Annotated in this window: 20 protein-coding genes and 1 pseudogene; 12 read left to right on the top strand and 9 right to left on the bottom strand. The window is 66.7% G+C overall.

Annotated features, from left to right (window positions below; translation table 11 throughout):
• Positions 1-290: 290 nt before the first annotated feature.
• The gene (locus tag R9B84_RS10395; protein WP_423757902.1) at positions 291-887 is read right to left on the bottom strand and encodes a DJ-1/PfpI family protein; all 597 of its coding nucleotides are present in this window, start codon (positions 885-887) and stop codon (positions 291-293) included.
• Between R9B84_RS10395 and R9B84_RS10390 the strand changes: the two genes are divergently transcribed.
• Complete coding sequence (locus R9B84_RS10390) at positions 816-1607, top strand: TetR/AcrR family transcriptional regulator (RefSeq protein WP_423757901.1); 792 nt, start codon at positions 816-818, stop codon at positions 1605-1607. The two genes, R9B84_RS10395 and R9B84_RS10390, sit on opposite strands and share 72 nt — an antisense overlap.
• Positions 1608-1746: 139 nt before the next feature.
• Here R9B84_RS10390 and R9B84_RS10385 read toward each other — a convergent pair whose 3' ends face one another.
• The 7 genes and pseudogenes from R9B84_RS10385 to R9B84_RS10355 form a co-directional block, all read right to left on the bottom strand.
• Entirely contained in the window at positions 1747-2211 is a 465-nt protein-coding gene (locus tag R9B84_RS10385) for an acetyltransferase (protein ID WP_423757900.1), read from the bottom strand.
• 98 nt (positions 2212-2309) lie between these two features.
• A pseudogene (locus tag R9B84_RS10380) lies at positions 2310-2609 on the bottom strand (ADP-ribose pyrophosphatase); the annotation flags it as partial.
• Between the two features lie 75 nt (positions 2610-2684).
• Positions 2685-3026, bottom strand: coding sequence for a gamma-butyrobetaine hydroxylase-like domain-containing protein (locus tag R9B84_RS10375; RefSeq protein ID WP_423757899.1), 342 nt, complete (start codon positions 3024-3026; stop codon positions 2685-2687).
• Positions 3023-4024: a HEAT repeat domain-containing protein gene (locus R9B84_RS10370; protein WP_423757898.1), complete on the bottom strand. Its 1002-nt coding sequence runs from the start codon at positions 4022-4024 to the stop codon at positions 3023-3025. Before R9B84_RS10370 ends, R9B84_RS10375 begins: the two co-directional genes overlap by 4 nt.
• 159 nt (positions 4025-4183) lie before the next feature.
• Positions 4184-4429 carry a 4Fe-4S dicluster domain-containing protein gene (locus tag R9B84_RS10365; RefSeq protein WP_047900978.1) on the bottom strand — a complete coding sequence of 82 codons (246 nt, stop codon included), beginning with the start codon at positions 4427-4429 and terminating at the stop codon, positions 4184-4186.
• Between the two features lie 11 nt (positions 4430-4440).
• The gene (locus R9B84_RS10360) at positions 4441-6180 is read right to left on the bottom strand and encodes a fumarate reductase/succinate dehydrogenase flavoprotein subunit (protein WP_423757897.1); all 1740 of its coding nucleotides are present in this window, start codon (positions 6178-6180) and stop codon (positions 4441-4443) included.
• The gene (locus tag R9B84_RS10355) at positions 6177-6947 is read right to left on the bottom strand and encodes a GntR family transcriptional regulator (protein WP_423757896.1); all 771 of its coding nucleotides are present in this window, start codon (positions 6945-6947) and stop codon (positions 6177-6179) included. The genes R9B84_RS10360 and R9B84_RS10355 overlap by 4 nt, the downstream gene beginning before the upstream one ends.
• Positions 6948-7306: 359 nt before the next feature.
• Between R9B84_RS10355 and R9B84_RS10350 the strand changes: the two genes are divergently transcribed.
• From R9B84_RS10350 to R9B84_RS10300, 11 genes are all read left to right on the top strand, one after another.
• The gene (locus tag R9B84_RS10350; RefSeq protein WP_423757895.1) at positions 7307-8518 is read left to right on the top strand and encodes an MFS transporter; all 1212 of its coding nucleotides are present in this window, start codon (positions 7307-7309) and stop codon (positions 8516-8518) included.
• Between the two features lie 279 nt (positions 8519-8797).
• Positions 8798-9199, top strand: coding sequence for a DnaJ family domain-containing protein (locus R9B84_RS10345; RefSeq protein ID WP_423757894.1), 402 nt, complete (start codon positions 8798-8800; stop codon positions 9197-9199).
• A complete protein-coding gene (gene tadA / locus R9B84_RS10340) occupies positions 9196-9792 on the top strand; it encodes a tRNA adenosine(34) deaminase TadA (protein WP_423757893.1) in 597 nt (198 codons plus the stop codon). Before R9B84_RS10345 ends, tadA begins: the two co-directional genes overlap by 4 nt.
• A 99-nt stretch (positions 9793-9891) precedes the next feature.
• The gene (gene ldcA, locus R9B84_RS10335; RefSeq protein WP_423757892.1) at positions 9892-10830 is read left to right on the top strand and encodes a muramoyltetrapeptide carboxypeptidase; all 939 of its coding nucleotides are present in this window, start codon (positions 9892-9894) and stop codon (positions 10828-10830) included.
• Positions 10831-11137: 307 nt separating this feature from the next.
• Positions 11138-11842, top strand: coding sequence for a GntR family transcriptional regulator (locus R9B84_RS10330; protein WP_423757891.1), 705 nt, complete (start codon positions 11138-11140; stop codon positions 11840-11842).
• Positions 11843-11991: 149 nt separating this feature from the next.
• The gene (locus tag R9B84_RS10325) at positions 11992-13476 is read left to right on the top strand and encodes an NCS1 family nucleobase:cation symporter-1 (RefSeq protein ID WP_423757890.1); all 1485 of its coding nucleotides are present in this window, start codon (positions 11992-11994) and stop codon (positions 13474-13476) included.
• 10 nt (positions 13477-13486) lie between these two features.
• Positions 13487-14278 carry an aspartate/glutamate racemase family protein gene (locus tag R9B84_RS10320; RefSeq protein WP_047900969.1) on the top strand — a complete coding sequence of 264 codons (792 nt, stop codon included), beginning with the start codon at positions 13487-13489 and terminating at the stop codon, positions 14276-14278.
• A gap of 148 nt (positions 14279-14426) precedes the next feature.
• A complete protein-coding gene (gene puuE, locus R9B84_RS10315) occupies positions 14427-15380 on the top strand; it encodes an allantoinase PuuE (protein ID WP_047900968.1) in 954 nt (317 codons plus the stop codon).
• A complete protein-coding gene (uraD, locus tag R9B84_RS10310; protein WP_047900967.1) occupies positions 15377-15898 on the top strand; it encodes a 2-oxo-4-hydroxy-4-carboxy-5-ureidoimidazoline decarboxylase in 522 nt (173 codons plus the stop codon). The genes puuE and uraD overlap by 4 nt, the downstream gene beginning before the upstream one ends.
• Positions 15899-15960: 62 nt before the next feature.
• Positions 15961-16974: an allantoicase gene (gene alc / locus R9B84_RS10305; RefSeq protein ID WP_423757889.1), complete on the top strand. Its 1014-nt coding sequence runs from the start codon at positions 15961-15963 to the stop codon at positions 16972-16974.
• Positions 16971-17483 (top strand): ureidoglycolate lyase, encoded by a 513-nt coding sequence (locus tag R9B84_RS10300; protein ID WP_423757888.1) that lies wholly within the window; start codon positions 16971-16973, stop codon positions 17481-17483. The genes alc and R9B84_RS10300 overlap by 4 nt, the downstream gene beginning before the upstream one ends.
• A gap of 81 nt (positions 17484-17564) precedes the next feature.
• On the opposite strand, the gene R9B84_RS10295 is transcribed toward R9B84_RS10300, so the two are convergent.
• Positions 17565-18530: a LysR substrate-binding domain-containing protein gene (locus R9B84_RS10295; RefSeq protein ID WP_423757887.1), complete on the bottom strand. Its 966-nt coding sequence runs from the start codon at positions 18528-18530 to the stop codon at positions 17565-17567.
• Between the last annotated feature and the right edge of the window lie 31 nt (positions 18531-18561).

Raw genomic sequence — 18561 nt, 5'->3', positions numbered from 1 at the left:
TGAAAGACTCGTTCAGCCCGAGAAGCGATTGTCCTCGCCATTTCGCCGTTTGCGATCCTGTGCCATGCGTTGCCGTCAACGCCCAAGTCCGGAGCGGGGCCTTGAGGTCTTGATATCAAGTTCCGCAGTCAGGCATCGTTACTCCCTCTGGATCGGGTGCCGCTGGGTTCTTTGCAATGCCGAAGATGAACTGGCGATAGGCCTCATCGGGTTGACCTGATGCTGTTCGCATGCCAGCCGTGCGTTCGCAAGCATGGCCGCTGACGAATGGCGGCTCATCGGCCTGATCGTCATGTCGGAAGTTCACTCGGGACTTCGACCATCCGGATCGAGTGCGTGGTTTGCTCCTCCCCCTGCCTGATGCTGAAGTCGATCAGCGCTTCGAAAATCTCCCGCTGCCCGGCGGGCAGCAACGGCCTCAGCGTCTCGCGGCGCTTGTCCGCGTCGAACATCGATTCCACGAGCCATCCCGTCAGATAGAGCGCTGCAAGGCACCCGCCGGCGGTCGCGACGTTGTCGCGACACAAAAGCGGCTGGTCCGGCACCTGCAGCCCGCGATCGATCAGGTCGCTACGCGCGTCGGGATGCGTTGTCGCCCGACCGTCCGGAACGAGTCCGAGCCGTTCGAGAACAAAGGCGCCCGCGCAAATCGATCCGATGCGCTGGCGAGCCGGATCGAGATCGAACGACGTCAGGAAATCCGGGCTCGCAAGCGCAGCCGGTATCCCTTGCTTGCCGCTCGAGAACAGGACCGCATCGGCGTGATTGGCGTCCGACAGCGGGCCGTGAACGGGAATGGCCAGGCCATGTGCGGAATGCAGCACCGGCTGCGCGCCGAGAATCCGGACACGCCAGTCCTGGCTGTTGCGGCCGAGAATGTCCCACATCAGGAACAGGTCGATATCGGTGAACTGGTCGAATGCAACGAGAACGATGTCTTTCAACGCGAACTCCATGAGTTGCGGCGCCGTGCCGGAAGCGGCGGCGGCCGTGATAGAGTTCGCAGCCTATCTGTCCATGCCGCACCATACACAGCCTGTATGGCGATGCCGATGAGCACACTGACTCGAAACGACTGGATTGCAGCGGGCTTCGATGCCCTCGATGGAGAAGGGTACGCAGGCATTTCGGCCGAGAGTCTCGCGCGACGGCTGAACGTAACGCGCGGTTCGTTCTATCACCACTTCCGCAATCGCGACGACTTCGTCAGGACGCTGCTGATCGCGTGGGAGGACGACTACACGACGCGCATGCTCACGTATGCGGCGGACGGCCACGGTGCTGGCGACACGTTGGCGCGCTATCTGCGCATTGCCGCCGAAAAACGACCGGGGCGTGAAGTCGCGATTCGCGCATGGGCGCTGCACGATCCGCTGGTCTCGGAATTCCAGCAGCGCGTCGACGCGGCGCGGCTCGCGTTCGCAATCGACACGTCGCATCGGCTGGTGCGCACGTCGGGCGAGGCCGAGATCGTCGGGCAGGCCGTGCATTTGTGCCTGATCGGCGGACAACAGGCCGGGCTGCGGCGCGACGCTGACCGGTTTAACGGTTTCATGCAACGCGCCTTCGCGATCGCCGAACGCGTGCTGCCGATGCGTCGCGCATGACGTGTCACGCGCGACGTGGCTGCTCGTCGGTGCGTGTGACGCGTGCCGCGTGCGTTGAGCGGATTCGGCATCAACCGGCCGCGTTCGCATGTCGATAGGCGTGCGGCGTGAACGGCAGCCCGATATCGCTCGAGCGAGGTTACGCGCGTTCCTGTGAGGACGGCCGTGCCGCGCGATAGCGCAGGTGAATCAACGGATATGCGCGCCCTTGTCCATCGAGTGCCGATCGCCCGCAACGCTCGAATCCGAGCCGCTCGTAGAATCCCGCCGCCGCTTCGTTCTGCTCGTTGACGTCGGTCGACAGGTCGGGATGGCGCCTGATCGCTTCTTCCACAAGCAGCCGCCCGACACCCGCGCCGTGGTGAGCGGGATCGACGAACAGCGCTTCCATATGACTGCCGTCGAGCAGCATGAAGCCGATCGCGCGGTCGTCATCATCGACAGCCAGATCGAGCGGCGCGACGGGCAGAAACGCGATGACTTCGGTTTCGATTGCGCGACGGTCGTCGTCGCTCAGGAAGTGGTGCGTTGCATCGACCGCGCTGCGCCAGATGTCCAGCACGCGTGTGCCGTCGGCCTCGGTGGACTTGCGAATTCTGATCATGGTTTGACGTGTAGTGACTCGGAGTTCGGCGGCTGGCCGACACCGTCATGGCCTCCGACCGGGCCGCCCGCACCGGACGCGGGAATGACGAGGATGTTTCAAGTCGTTGATGGACGCTGCGCATCGCCAAGGCCCGCGGCCCGTTCGATCGCGCGTCGCGCGACATCGCGGACACCCGCACTCATCGGCAAGTCGTCGCGATCGAGTTCGTCGAGGCCGAAGCAGCGTGCGTCGAGCGCATCGTCGCCGGCGGCGGGTGTGCCGCGCAACCATCTGCACAGCACCGCGATCATGATGAAATGCTGGCGCACGCCGCCGTCGGCATCGTAGTCGAAAGCATCCAGTGCGGTAAAGACGTCAAGCGCTTCGACGTCGACGGTCGTCTCTTCGGCGATCTCGCAGCGTTTTCGGGTGCATGGCGGCGGCGCGCATCGAGGTGCGGTTTGCCCGATGCAACGATGGCCCGACGACGGTCAGCCTGCGAGTTCGCTGGATGTGCAGATGCAATGCGCCGCGATGTTTGCATCCCTCTCGCGCTTGCCGAGTTCCATCAGATACGGCCACGGGTAGATGCCGCGCGCATGACCGTCGCCGAACAGCAGGCGGATGCCGTAACCGGCCGGTTCCACGCCGTCCAGCGTCAGATTCGGCATCACGTTGATAACGTGTCCGTCGAGCCGGATCTTTCGGCATGCGGCACAGGGGCAGTCGTTGCGCAACCGTGCGTAGCCGATGCGCTGCACGTCGCCGCCCGGCCAGCGCAATGTCAACGCATGGGCCGCGTGATCGAGCGCGATCTCGGTCGGCGGCGTCATTGCCTCTCGCCGAGTTGCCCGATCTGTCCGATCGCGATCCGCACCGCCTTGCGGACCTCGGGGTCGCGATCCTCCAGCGCGTCGTGCAGCGCGGGCAGCGTCGCGGGGGCGCGCAATTCGCCGAGCGCAAGCGCGGCTTCCTTGCGCAGATTGCTGATCGCATGCGAGAGCAGCGCAACGATGGCCGGTGCCGAGGCAGCATCGCGTAGCTGCCCGAGCGCGCGCACGGCACGCAAGCGCACTTGCCAGTAATCGTCGTCGAGCGCGGCAACGAGCGGTTCGCGCGCGTCCGCAACGCGCAGCTTGCCGAGTGTTGCGGCCGCTTCCTCGCGGACCTGCCATGCAGCGTCGCGCAGTGCCGCGAGCAACGCGGTGACGACGGCCGTGTCGCCGGGTGCCGCGAACCCGATCGCACCGACCGCAATTCGCCGCACGTCTGCATCGGCGTCGGCCGTCGCGATGCGTGCGAGCGGCGGCAGCGCGCGCGAATCCTTGAGCCAGCCGAGCACGGCGACCGCCTCGGCGCGCACGGCCGCGGTGTCGGCGTCGAGCGCGCGCAACGCAGGCGCAAACGCGTCGGGGGCGCGCAACTCGCGCAGCCCGCGCAGCACGGCGCCGCGCACGAACGGCTCGGGCCGGTCGGCCCAGCGGCACAGCACGGTACCCGATGCCGCGTTCTTCAGTTCGGACAGGCTCTGCGCGGCAGTGGCGCGCACGCCGTCGTCCGGATCGAGCAGCGCGCGGCACAGCGCGTCGACGACGTCGGGTTGTTCCCATTCGCCGAGGACGCGGGCCGCTTCGCTGCGCACGTCGGCCGACGGGTCGTCGCGCAGCGCCGCGACGAACGCGGGCACGAGATCGGATTCCTCGAGATCGGCGAGCTCGAGCAATGCGATGCGGCGCACGGATGCATCGGGCGCAGCGAGGCGGGCGACGAGCGCGGCAAGATCCGGATCGTGCGTGCCGGGCAGCGAGGAGGTGGAAGAGAAAGCGGTCATGGGCAAAAGGTCGGTTCGATGAAAGGGCGGCTGCTCACGGAGCGCGGTGCATCGGCGGTGCGGTATGGCGAAGCGAACCTGGCGAACGCGGGCCCGGCCGTCGCGTCGTCGATGCACGGCCCGCGCGGGCGGCACGACGACGATCGGCCGCGCGCCCGGTCAGCGCAGCAGGTAAGGGATATCGACCTTGACCGCGCCGGTCGGGCAATCGCGCTCGCACGGCATGCAGTACCAGCATTCGTCGAACTGCATATAGGCCTTGCCCTTGGTCACGTCGATCGCGAGCAGGTCGAGCGGGCATACGTCGACGCAGACGGTGCAGCCCTTGTCGGCGATGCACAGTGCCTCGTCGATCGTGACGGGTGCGCTGCTGCGCTGGAAGATGTCGTGCGGGGTATGGGGCACGGTAAGGCTCCTCAGAGAGAGGCCGCGAGCGCGGCCGGTTCGCGGATGCGCAGATGCGCGTAGGCGCCACGTTCGTCGTCGGCAAGCGGTACGATGTATGGTTCGACCGGCCGCTTCTCGCTGCGCATCGCGCCGTCGGCATCCTTGCGCAGCCAGGTGTGACAAAACCATTCGGCGTCGTTGCGGTGCGGAAAGTCGACCCGATGGTGATACAGCCCCCAGCGGCTCTCGGTGCGAAACAGCGACGCGCGCGCGGCCATCTCGGCGCAGTCGCGGATCGCTCGAACTTCAGCCGCGCGCATCAGTTCGTGAGGATGGCTCGCCTTTATCTCTTCGATATCCTCAGTAATCTCGTCGAAACGTTGCAGTCCGATTTCCATCTTGCGCGTCACCTTCGGCGGTTGCAGGTAGTCGTTCACCATGCGGCGCAGCTTGTATTCGACCTGCGCCGGCGCCAGGCCGCGCTCGCGAAACAGCGGGGCGAGCACGCGGGCGCGCTCGGCGTCGACCTGTTCGTCATCCACCGGTGCATGGTCGCGGCCGGCCACGTAGTCGGCCGCGTTCTGTCCGGCGAACCAGCCGTACGTGAACGCGCCGAGCATGTAGTTGTGCGGGACGGCCGCCATGTCGCCGGCCGCATAGAGCCCCGGCACGGTCGTTTCCGCGCGAGCGTTCACGTACACGCCGGATGCGCTGTGGCCGCTGCAGAAGCCGATCTCGGAGATATGCATCTCGACCATCTGGCTGCGGTAGTCGGTCCCGCGCCCGGCATGGAAGCGGCCGCGGCTTGGCCGCTCGTTCGTATGCAGGATCTGCTCGATGGTCTGGATCGTTTCTTCCGCGAGATGGTCGAGCTTCAGGAACACGGGGCCGTTTCCGCTTTGCAGTTCCTGGTAGAACTCCCACATCATCTGGCCGCTCCAGTAGTCGCACTCGATGAAGCGCTCGCCCTTGCCGTTCGCGGTGAAGCCGCCGAGCGGGCCCGTCACGTACGCGCATGCGGGGCCGTTGTAATCCTTGATCAGCGGATTGATCTGGAAGCATTCGAGATTCGCGAGCGCGGCGCCGGCGTGATAGGCCATCGCATAACCGTCGCCTGCGTTGGTCGGGTTCTCGTACGTGCCCATCAGGTAGCCCGACGCCGGCAGCCCGAGCCGGCCGGCCGCGCCGCAGCAGAGAATCACGGCCTTCGCGCGGATCACGTGGAACGCCGCGGTGCGGCAGTCGAAGCCGAGCACGCCGCTCGCACGTCCGTGCGCATCGGTCAGCACGCGCGTCGCGACGATCCGGTTCGTGATCGCGATGCGCGCGCGCTTCAGTTGCCGGTACAGCACCTTCTTGATGTCGTGTCCTTCCGGCATCGGCAGCACGTACGAGCCCATGTGATGGACCTTCTTCACCGCATAGTCGCCGGTGCCGTCCTTCTCGAACTTCACGCCCCAGCGGTCGAGCTGTTCGATCGTCGCGAAGCTGTGCGTCGCATACGCGTGCACGGCTTCCTGGTCGACGATGCCGTCGTTGGCGATCGTGATCTCGCGCGTGTATTGCTCGGGCGTCGCATGCCCGGGGATCACCGCGTTGTTCAGGCCGTCCATCCCCATCGAGATCGCGCCGCTGCGCTTCACGTGGGCTTTTTCGAGCAGCAGCACGCGCAGGGACGGGTCGCGTTCCTTCGCCTTGATCGCCGCCATCGGGCCGGCCGTGCCGCCGCCGATCACGACGACGTCGTATTCGTGCACATGGGTATTCATCGCGGGTTCCTTGCAGGTTTGCGCGCCTTCTGCCGGTCGATGCGCAACCGGTACTGGAAGGCGTCGCCGCGGAAGTAGAGGTATTCGTAGTCGATCGGCGCGCCCGATGCGTCGTGCGTGAGACGCTCGATGCGCAGCACGGGGCTGCTTTCCTCGACGTGCAGCGCATCGACGATCTCGTCGTCGGCGAGGATCGCGTCGATCGACACGTCGGCATGACCAAGCGGGATGCCGCAGTCGTTTTCGAGGATCAGGAAGATGTCGCGGGTTGCGAGATCGGCGCCCGCGAGGCGCTTGCCGAGCGCTTCGGGCACCCAGGTCTGTTCGAGCGACACGGGCTCGCGGTTCAGCAGTCGCACGCGGTGGATCTCGACGAGCGGCGCGCCTTCCGGCACGTTCAGCTTCGTCGCGAGATGGCGGTCGGCCTTCACGGTGCGAAAGCTGCGCAACTGGTTGACGATCTCGTAGCCCATCGACGACATCGCCTCGGCGAAACCCTGCAGCGACGTCACGTTCTGGAACGCCTTCGGCTTCGACACGAACGTGCCCTTGCCGTGCAGCTTGAACAGCAGGCCTTCCTTCTGCAGGTCGCCGAGCGCCTGGCGCACCGTGATGCGGCTGACGTCGAACATCGCGCAGAGTTCGTGCTCGGACGGCATCCGGCTGTGCGGCGCATAAGTGCCGTCGAGAATGCGCGCGCGCAGCGTGTCCTTGATCTGCACGTAGAGCGGGGCCGCCGACAGCGGCACGACGTTGGGTGGGGTCATCGGTCAACTTGTTATGACAAGATGGGTCGAGTGTAGCCAGCTCGATCGGGTGTCCAAACCAACCATTTCTGATTTCGACTTTCCGAATCCGGAAAAGCGGGGAGGCAGGCGGTGGGCAGAACGGGCGATCCGGCGTCCGGTGTTCGAACGATCCGCCCCTTGCCAGTCGCGCGGATTGGCCGACAATCGAAAAGATTCGCCGGCGCGTGCGCGCGCATGTCGATTTCCCGATGTGTTGCTCGTCGTATCCATGTCGACCGGGCTCGCGACAGCGTCGATGCGGCAGCCGGACAGGCTGCCGCGCGGCGCCGCAGGAGCGCGGTTTCCGAGGATTGCCGAAACGAGACAGGAGACGCCAAATGCCGGATTCCCGATACCGCTGGGTGATCGTCGCCGCAGGCGGCCTGATGGGCTGCATTGCGATCGGCGCGATGTTTTCGTTACCGGTGTTCCTGCGCGCGATTGCGCGCGACACCGGCTGGTCGATGACCGGCATTTCCGGTGCGATGACGCTCGGCTTCATCGCGATGGCCTTCGCGAGCATGGGGTGGGGCAGCCTGTCGGACCGCATCGGTACGCGCGCGGTCGTCATGACGGGCGCCGTGCTGCTGTCGGCGAGCCTCGCGCTGGCGAGCCGCGCGCCGTCGCTGCTCGCGTTCCAGCTGACCTTCGGTCTTGCCGTCGGCAGCGCGACGGCCGCGATATTCGCGCCGATGATGGCGTGCGTGACGGGCTGGTTCGACACGCACCGCAGCCTCGCGGTGTCGCTCGTGTCGGCCGGCATGGGGATGGCGCCGATGACGATGTCGCCGCTGGCCGCGTGGCTCGTATCGACGCACGACTGGCGCACGTCGATGCTGCTCGTCGCCGCGCTGGCGGCCGTCGTGATGATTCCGGTGTCGCTGCTGGTGCGCCGGGCGCCCGCGCTCGACCGCGCACACGCGGCGCCTCCGTCTGCCGGCGCGCCCGCGGCGATGTCGGTCGCGGACGCGCTGCGCTCGCCGCAGTTCATGGTGCTGGTGCTGACCAATTTCTTCTGCTGTGCGACGCACTCGGGCCCGATCTTCCATACGGTCAGCTACGCGGTGACGTGCGGGATCCCGCTGATCGTCGCGGTATCGATCTACAGCGTCGAAGGGCTCGCGGGCATGGGCGGCCGGATCGCGTTCGGACTCCTCGGCGACCGCGTCGGCGCGAAGCGCATGCTGGTGGCCGGGCTGCTCGCGCAGGCGCTGGGCGCGCTCGGCTACTACTTCGTGCGCACGCTCGACGGGTTCTACGCGGTCGCGACGCTGTTCGGCTTCATCTATGCAGGCGTGATGCCGCTGTATTCGGTGCTCGCGCGCGAGAACTTCCCGCTGCGGATGATGGGCACCGTGATCGGCGGCTGCGCGATGGCCGGCAGCCTCGGGATGGCCGCAGGGCCCGTTGCCGGCGGCCTGATCGTCGATACGTTCGGCAGCTACGGCTGGCTGTATATCGGTTCGTTCGCGATCGGTCTCGGTGCGTTCCTGATCGCGATGATGTTCCGCCCGTTTGCGAAAGCGCGGTCGGAAACGTTAGCCGCGTGATCCGGCAACGGCGCACCGACGCCTGCCGTTTCACCGGATTCGCGACACCCGTCCTGTGTCGTCGCAGATAAAAACAGGGCCCGACACCGCTTGTATTTGCCGGTGTCCGGAAGGCGCTCCGCCTGCTGCGGCGCAGCAGAGCGGCAAGTGGCGCCGATCGTCACGCATGCGTCGCGATTCGGCCCCTAAAAAACACAATATCGAGCATATATTCGAAGGGCCTGTCATACCCGCGTCACCCTGCTAGAATTCGGCCTGCCGCATTGTTCCAATTGACTGATGAGATTGCTTGACGCCCTGGTCGAACAACGTATCGCCGCCGCCGCCGCGCGGGGCGCGTTCGACGATTTGCCGGGTACCGGCGCGCCGCAGGCGCTGGATGACGACCTGCTCGTGCCCGAGGAGGTGCGGGTGGCCAACCGTATCCTGAAGAACGCGGGCTTCGTGCCGCCTGCCGTCGAGCAATTGCGCGCGCTGCGCAACCTGCATGACGAAGTGCAGGCGGTCAGCGACCGTGCCGCGCGCTGCCGGCTGCAGGCGAAGATCCTGGCGCTCGACATGGCGCTCGAATCGCTGCGCGGCGGCCCGATGGTGATGCCGCGCGACTACTGCCGTCGCATCGCGGAACGCCTGTGCGAGCGCGGGCTCGACGAGGTGCCCGCCGAAGCGGGGCCGATGTGACGTCCGACGCGCTGCACGACGCAGCCCGATCGGCGGCCGACGCGGCCGCTGAACCCGCCGCCAAGTCTCCTGCTCCCGAAGCTGCGCCCGTATCGGCGCGCGACCTGCATTTCATGCGGCTCGCGCAGGCCGCCGCGGAAGAGGCGCGCGCGGCCGGCGAAGTGCCGGTCGGCGCGGTGCTCGTGCGCGGCGACGAAGTGATCGCACGCGGCTTCAACCATCCGATCGGCGGGCACGACCCGTCGGCCCATGCGGAAATGGCCGCGCTGCGCATGGCCGCGCAAAATCTGCAGAATTACCGGATGCCCGGCTGCGAGCTGTACGTGACGCTCGAGCCGTGCCTGATGTGCGCGGGTGCGATCATGCATGCGCGCATCGCGCGGGTCGTCTACGGCGCGGCCGATCCGAAGACGGGCGCGTGCGGCAGCGTGATCGACGCGTTCGCGAATCCGCAGCTCAACCACCATACCGAAGTGACCGGCGGCGTGCTCGCCGACGAGTGCGGCGCCGCGCTGAAGTCGTTCTTCGCCGAGCGCCGTCGCGCGCTGCGCGAAGCACGGCTGGCCCGCGACGCCGAAACCGGCGCGTCATAGTCGCGCCGACCGTGCCTGTCGCTCCGGGCGCACACGGTTCCCTGAACCGAAGACGGTTCGGACCCTCTAAGCAGGTTTGACGACCCGACACCTTTCGCCATGTCCTTCCAGCCCGCCGCGTCCTACACCATCCGCCTGCTGGCGCCGTCCGGTTATCCGCACGATCCCGACGCGATCAATCGCGCGCTCGAACGCCTCAGCACCGCGCAGCAACGCATCGAGAACATCGAAGCGACGCAGCGGCGCTTCCAGCGTTTCGGCGGCACCGACGGCGAGCGGGCAGGCGACCTGAACCGCCTCGCCGATCCCGAGCGGCCGCTGCCGGACATCGCGCTCGCGGTGCGCGGCGGCTACGGTGCCGCGCGGATCCTGCACGGGCTCGACTATCGCGGGCTCGAGCGCAGGCTGCGCGACCAGCCGGTCGCGCTCGTCGGCCACAGCGATTTCACGGCGATCCAGCTCGCGCTGTACGCGAAGGCGCGCATCAAGACGTTCGGCGGCCCGATGCTGTCCGCCGATTTCGGCGCGGAAACGCCGAGCGACTTCACGATGCAGCACTTCTGGCAGACGCTGACGCAGTCGAGCACGACGATCATCGCCGAGGCGCCGCAGGTGCAGACCGTGAACGTGACGGGCACGCTGTGGGGCGGCAATCTTGCAATCCTCACGTCGCTCATCGGCACGCCGTTCATGCCCGACATCGAGGGCGGCATCCTGTTCATCGAGGACGTCAACGAACAGCCGTTCCGGATCGAGCGGATGATCTATCAACTGCATCTGTCGGGGTTGCTCGCGCGCCAGCAGGCGCTCGTGCTCGGCCAGTTCACCGGCGCGCGGCCGTTCGAATACGACAACGGCTACGACATGCAGGCGATGATCGACCAGGTGCGCGAGGTGGTCGGTATTCCGGTTGTCACGGGGCTGCAGTTCGGCCACGTGCCCGACCTGCTGACGCTGCCGTTCGGCGCGCAGGCGCAACTGGTCGCGAATGCGCACGGGTTCCGGCTTACGCTGTCGGACTATCCGCACCTCGGCTGATGCGGACGCGGGTGATCGAAAGGCGGGTTTCCCGCCTTTTTCTTTATTTGAGTGTGCAACTAACGGTCAAAAATTTCGGCGGGCGCTGACAGGGTCGTCACCGTGTTTTGCACCAGTATTGTCAACAAAATGTCCGGAAGAGTATACGACGAGAACGGCCTCTGCCATGGCATTCAGGCTTGATATGCATGGACTTCGCGCATCATGCACCGATTGGAGTCGCGTCCATGCACGCCGATTGTGCGAAATTCCGGAAAAGAATTGTTGACAATCTTTATGTCCATCCTAGGATGAGGACCATCACACGATGCAGATCATGAACGAGCCCGATTCCCACCCGTCCGGTGCAGCCAGTCCCGAAGCGATCGCCGAACGGATCCGCACGGCGATCCTCGAGCATCGGCTCGCGCCCGGCGCGAAGCTGACGGAGGCGCAGCTCTGCGACGTGTTCGGCGTGAAGCGCGGGACGATTCGCCAGGCGCTCGCGCAGCTCGCGACCGACAAGCTGGTCGAACTCGAACCGAACCGCGGTGCGTTCGTCGCGAGCCCGACGCTGCAGGACGTGCACGAGGTGTTCGAGATGCGCCGGATCATCGAGCTCGCCGTGGTCGAACGGCTCGCGGCCGGGCCCGGCGCGAAGCGGCTGAAGGGCGTCGCCGCGCTGATCGACAAGGAACGCAAGGCGTTCGAGCGGCACGACTTCGCGGCATGGATCCGCCTGTCGGGCGAATTCCATACGGCGCTCGCCACGCTGATGGGCAATGCGACGCTCAGCGAGTGCCTCGAAGGGCTCGTCGCACGCTCGACGCTGATGTCGGCGCTGTACGAATCGCACGGGCGCAGCCCGTGTTCGTGCGACGACCACGACGAGATCCTCGCCGCGCTGGAGGCGGGCGATCCGAAGCGGGCGGTGACGCTGATGGCGCACCACCTGCAGCATGTCGAACTGAAGATGCTGGACCGGCCCGCGCAAGGGCAGGTCGATTTGCGCGAAGTGTTCGGCGGCGCCTGAGCGGCGACGCGAACCCGGCCGCGCGCCACAGAACGAGAGCAATGCAGGCCTGCGGCGTTCGCCGCGGGCCGCTGGTCCGACTCCGGGCGACGATCCGGAGCGATATCGATGACGGTGGAGCGGCCACCCGGCCGCGTCAAGGAGAAGTCATGGCTCAGTTCAGTGTGGCGCACGACAGCGCCTATCCGGCGGAAGAAGGCGGCGAGGGCGGCGATCCGACGCTGCCGGGCGGTTACAGCGAACGTCTGTACAACGAAGATTTGGCACCCCTGAAGAATCAGACATGGGGCTCGTACAACATCTTCGCATTCTGGATGTCGGACGTGCACAGCGTCGGCGGCTACGTATTCGCGGGCAGCCTGTTCGCGCTCGGGCTGACGAGCTGGCAGGTGCTGATCGCGCTGATCGTCGGGATCGGCATCGTGAACCTGCTGTGCAACCTGATCGCGCGGCCGAGCCAGCAGATCGGCGTGCCGTATCCGGTCGCGTGCCGCGCGACGTTCGGCGTGCTCGGCGCGAACGTGCCGGCCGTGATCCGCGGGCTGATCGCGATCGCGTGGTACGGCATCCAGACCTATCTCGCGTCGAGCGCGCTGGTGATCGTCGTGCTGAAGTTCCTCCCGCAATGGCTGCCGTACGCAGACGTCCATCGCTACGGTTTCCTCGGGCTGTCCGCGGTCGGCTGGGCCGGGTTCATGCTGCTGTGGGTGCTGCAGGCGTTCGTGTTCTGGAACGGGATGGAGACGATCAAGAAGTTCATCGACTTCGCGGGCCCGGCCGTCTATGTCGTGATGTTCATCCTCGCAGGCTACATGGTGTGGCGCGCGGGCTGGCGCAACATCGGCCTCAACCTCGGCGGCGTCAAGTATCACGGCGCGGAAGTGATCCCGGTGATGATCACGGCCGTGTCGCTGGTCGTGTCGTACTTCTCCGGGCCGATGCTGAACTTCGGCGATTTCTCGCGCTACTGCCGCTCGTTCGGCGACGTGAAGCGCGGCAATTTCTGGGGGCTGCCCGTCAACTTCCTCGCGTTCTCGCTCGTCACGGTGATCACGACGGCCGCGACGCTGCCCGTGTTCGGCGAACTCATCACCGATCCGGTCGAGACGGTCGGCCGCATCGACCATCCGACCGCGGTGATCCTCGGCGCGCTGACGTTCACGATCGCGACGATCGGCATCAACATCGTCGCGAACTTCGTGTCGCCCGCGTTCGACTTCTCGAACGTCGCGCCGCGGCTGATCAGCTGGCGGGCGGGCGGGATGCTCGCGGCCGTCGCGTCGATCTTCATTACGCCGTGGAACCTGTTCAACAACCCGGCCGTGATCCACTACACGCTCGACGTGCTCGGCGCGTTCATCGGCCCGCTGTACGGCGTGCTGATCGCCGACTTCTATCTCGTCAAGCGCGGCCGGCTCGTGCGCGACGACCTGTACACGATGTCGGAAAGCGGCACCTACTGGTACACGGGCGGCGTGAACCGTCGTGCGCTCGCCGCGCTGCTGCCGGCCGCGGTGATCGCGGTCGTTTGCGTGATGGTGCCGGGCTGGCAGGGCGTCGCGAACTTCTCGTGGTTCATCGGCGCGGGGCTCGGTTTCGTGTTCTACCGGCTGCTCGTGAGCGCGAAGGCGTGAGGAGCATGCGATGAAGATCCGACTGATCAATCCGAATACGACGCAGCGGATGACCGACGCGATGGGCCGCTGCGCGCGCGACGTCGCGGCCGCGGGCACGGAGATCGTCGCGGTGAGCCCGCCGATGGGGCCGCCGTCGATCGAAGGGTATTACGACGAGGCGCTCGCGACGCCCGGGTTGCTCGCCGAGATCGCGCAGGGCGAGCGCGACGGCTGCGACGCGTACGTGATCGCGTGCTTCGGCGATCCGGGCCTCTATGCGGCGCGCGAGCTCGCGCGCGGGCCGGTGATCGGCATCGCCGAGGCCGCGATGCATGCGGCGAGCGTGCTCGCGCCGGGCTTTTCGGTCGTCACGACGCTCGCGCGCACCTGCGGGATGGCGTGGCACCTGGCTGAACGCTACGGGATGAAGCGGTTCTGCCGCAACGTGCGCGCGACCGACGTCGCGGTGCTCGAACTCGACCGGCCGGGGTCGGCCGCGCGCCGGATCATCGTCGACGAATGCCGGCGCGCGCTCGACGAGGACGGCGCGGACGCGATCGTGCTCGGCTGCGCCGGGATGGCGGAGTTCGCGCACGAGATCGAGCAGCAGATCGGCGCGCCGGTGGTCGAGGGCGTCACGGCGGCCGTCAAGTGGGCCGAGGCGCTCGTTGCGCTGCGCCTCGCGACCGCGAAGCGCGGCGACTACGCGCGGCCGCTGCCGAAGCGCTACGACGGCGCATTCGCCCGCTTCAGCCCGCCGGACGGGGATGCGGCGGAACCGGTCCCGAATTTGCCGCAACCGCACATACACACCGTGTGACATGCACTATCTGCGCCGCTGTATGGGCGCGTATGGACGTTTTCGCTACACTGGGCCGTCATCGCATCGGCCCGCGCGGCCGGCCTGCGGCACCCGCGCGGTCGATGCGAACCCATTATTTCAGCGAACTTTCGCCGTACTTCGAACCATGTCACTCGATCCCAACTATCCTCGCGACCTGATCGGCTATGGCCGCCATCCCGTGCAGGCGAACTGGCCGGGGCGCGCCCGCGTCGCCGTGCAATTCGTGCTGAACTACGAAGAAGGCGGCGAGAACTGCGTGCTGCACGGCGATCCGGGCTCCGAGCAGTTCCTGTCCGAAATCGTCGGCGCGGCCGCGTATCCGGACCGCCACATGAGCATGGAGTCGATCTACGAATACGGTTCGCGGGCCGGCGTGTGGCGCATCCTGCGCGAATTCGAGAAGCGCGGGATGCCGCTGACGGTATTCGGCGTCGGCATGGCGATCGAGCGTCATCCGGAGCTCGCGCGCGCGTTCGTCGAGCTCGGCCATGAAATCGCGTGCCACGGCTGGCGCTGGATCCATTACCAGAGCATGACGCCCGAACTCGAGGCCGAGCACATGCGCCTCGGGATGGAAGCGATCGAGCGCGTGACGGGCGAGCGCCCGCTCGGCTGGTATACCGGCCGCGACAGCCCCAATACGCACCGCCTGGTCGCGGAATACGGCGGCTTCCTGTACGACTCCGACAACTACGGCGACGACCTGCCGTTCTGGATGGACGTCGGCGTGTCGGGCGGCGGTACGTCGCCGCAACTGATCGTCCCGTACACGCTCGACACGAACGACATGCGTTTCGCGACGCCGCAGGGCTTCAACACCGGCGATCACTTCTTCGACTACCTGCGCGACGCGTTCGACGTGCTGTACGCGGAGGGCGACGAGGCGCCGAAGATGCTGTCGATCGGCATGCACTGCCGACTGCTCGGCCGGCCGGGCCGGTTCCGCGGGCTGCAGCGTTTCCTCGATCACATCGAGAAGCACGATCGCGTATGGGTGACGCGCCGTGTCGATATCGCGCGTCACTGGCGTGAACATCATCCGTATCAGCCCAATCATCGAAACGAAGGGAAAGCATGAAGGCGATGCGTTACACGTTGAATCAACTGAACACGATGGCGCCGAGCGCATTCGTCGCGGCGCTGTCGGGGATCTTCGAACATTCGCCGTGGGTGGCCGAGGTCGCCGCGGGCGAGCGGCCGTTCGCGAGCATCGATGCGCTGCACAAGACGATGTCGGGCGCGGTGGAAACGGGCGGCGAAGTGCGCCAGCTCGCGCTGATCAACGCGCACCCGGAGCTGGCCGGCAAGGCCGCCGTGCGCGGCGAGCTGACGGCCGAGTCGACGCGCGAGCAGAGCGGCGCGGGCCTCGACCAGTGCACGCAGGAAGAGTTCGACAAGCTGCTGACGCTGAACCGCACGTATCGCGAGAAGTTCGGCTTCCCGTTCATCCTCGCGGTGCGCGGCTATGACCGGCACGGCATCATCGCGAACTTCGAGTCGCGCGTGAATCATTCGCGCACCGAGGAACTGCGCGCGAGCCTCGACCAGATCTACCGGATCGCGCGCTTCCGCCTCGACGACCTGATCGACGCCTGACACCCCAATACGGCCTGCTGCACAGCAGCGGCCCGATCGCCTCACTGAAACAAGGAAACATCATGGCTGTTCCGCTTCTCGATCCCAACGCTCCCGATTTCACGCGGCGCTACGTGAATCTCGCCGACCCGCGTCTCGGTGCGCAGGCGCTCGAAGCCAGCGACGATTTCTTCGCGCCGAAGGACCGGATGCTGAACCCCGAGCCGGCCGTGTTCATTCCCGGCAAGTACGACGACCACGGCAAGTGGATGGACGGCTGGGAAACGCGCCGCAAGCGCACGACGGGCTACGACTGGTGCATCGTCAAGCTCGCGCGCCCGGGCGTGATCAAGGGCTTCGACATCGACACGAGCCACTTCACCGGCAACTTCCCGCCGGCCGCATCGATCGAGGCCGCCTTCGTGGCCGACGGCGCGCCGACGCACGCGACCGAGTGGGTCGAGATCGTGCCGTCGACGACGCTGCAGGGCAACAGCCATCACTACGTCGAAGCGAGCGACGCACGCGCATTCACGCACTTGCGCGTGAACATCTACCCGGACGGCGGCATTGCGCGCCTGCGCGTGTACGGCCAGCCGCAGCTCGACTGGGCCAGCGCGAGCGCGACCGAGCAGTTCGATCTCGCGGCGATGGAAAACGGCGGTTATGTCGTGGCCGCGAACAACCAGCACTTCGGCGTCGCGTCGAACTTGTTGCTGCCGGGCCGTGGCGTGAACATGGGCGACGGCTGGGAAACCCGCCGCCGCCGCGAACCGGGCAACGACTGGGCGATCATCGCGCTCGCGCAGCCGGGCGTGATCCGCAAGATCGAAGTCGATACCGCGTTCTTCAAGGGCAACTACCCGGACCGCTGCTCGATCCAGGCTGCGTACGTGTCGGGCGGCACCGACAGCTCGCTGATCACGCAGTCGATGTTCTGGCCGGTGCTGCTCGGCGAGCAGAAGCTGCAGATGGACAAGCAGCACTACTTCGAGCACGGCATCGCGTCGCTCGGCCCTGTCACGCACGTGCGACTGAACATCATTCCGGATGGCGGCGTGTCGCGCCTGCGTTTGTGGGGGACGCTCGACAAATGAAGACGCTGGTTATCGAACCGCTGACCAAGGAAGCGTTCGCGCCGTTCGGCGACGTGATCGAAACGGCAGGGGCGAAGCAGATCCCGATCAACCTCGGCACGACGATCCGCTTTCACGATCTCGCGAAAGTCGACGTGACCGACGAAGACGGCCGCACGCTCGTCAACCTGTTCCGCGGCCAGCCGCGCACGCTGCCGTTCGAAGTGAAGATGCTCGAGCGGCACCCGCTCGGCAGCCAGGCATTCGTGCCGTTGAACGACCTGCCTTATCTCGTCGTCGTGGCGCCTGCCGGCGATCTCGATCCGGCAAGGATCCGCGCGTTCGTGACGAGCGGCTGGCAGGGCGTCAACTATGCGAAAGGTGTGTGGCATCACCCGCTGATCGCGCTCGGCGGCGTCAGCGACTTCATCGTCGTCGACCGTGGCGGTGATGGTCTGAACCTCAACGAGCAGGATCTGCAGGAGTCGCTGTGGCTCACCGACGAGGCGCTAACCGCGCTGACCGCCTGAGTCGCCGGCGTTTGCGCACCAGCTTGTCAAAACCCGCGCATGTTGCGCGGGTTTTTTTATGTGCGGCCGTTGATGCGCGATTCAGGTCGCCACAGCCTTGCGCGTGTCGCGCGAACCGTTGCCGCCGCGACGCCGGTTCGCGACCGGCGCATGCTGCGCCATCAGGTCGGCGATCCAGTCGACGAAGACACGCAGCTTCGCGCTGACGTGCCGGTTCGGCGGGAACGCGACGTACATCGGCATCGGTTCGAGCTGCCACGCTTCGAACAGCGGCACCAGTTCGCCACGCGCGCGATGCGCGGCAGCCATGTAGTCGGGCAGCCACAGAATGCCCAGCCCGGCGAGGCCGGCCTCGAGGTACGCATTGCCGTCGTCGACCGCGAGCACGTAGCGCCCGCGCACATCGACGCGCTCGCCGTCGCATTCCATCGCAAACGGCAGCGCCTTGCCGGTACGCGCCCACAGGAAACCGACGATCCGGTGATGCGTGTCTTCCAGTTCATCCGGATGCGACGGCGTGCCGGCACGCGCGAGATAGGCCGGCGACGCGTACACGCCGAGCCGCAGGTCGCCGACGCGGCGCGCGACCAGCGAGCGGTCGGCCGGTTCGCCGCCGCGCACGACGCAGTCGACGTTCTCGCCGATCACGTCCACCACACGGTCGCTCACGCCCATGTCGAGCTGGAGGTCCGGATAGCGCGCATGGAACGCCGGCAGCGCGGGAATCAGGATCAGGCGCGCGAACGGGCTCGGCACGTCCACGCGCAGCCGCCCGCGGGGCGACGCGGACGCGGCGGACAGGCTCGTTTCGGCATCGTCCATGTCGGCCAGCAACCGCACCACGCGCTCGTAGTACGCGGCGCCGTCGGCCGTGACGACGACCTTGCGCGTCGTGCGGTTGAACAGCTTCACGCGCAGCCGTGCTTCGAGCTGCTGCACCAGTTGCGTGACGGTGGTGCGGCTCATGTGCAGCGTCTCGGCTGCCTTCGTGAAGCTGCCGGCTTCCACTACGCGGGCGAACGCCTGCATTGCGTCGAATCGGTCCATCGGGTCGGGGCTCCGCGTCGTCGGGAATTGT

Source organism: Burkholderia sp. NLJ2 (assembly GCF_049487195.1).
In the GTDB taxonomy this organism is placed as follows: Bacteria; Pseudomonadota; Gammaproteobacteria; order Burkholderiales; family Burkholderiaceae; genus Burkholderia; species Burkholderia pyrrocinia.
The sequence above is the reverse complement of the archived record's forward strand: the minus strand, read 5'-3'. Positions and strand labels throughout refer to the sequence as shown.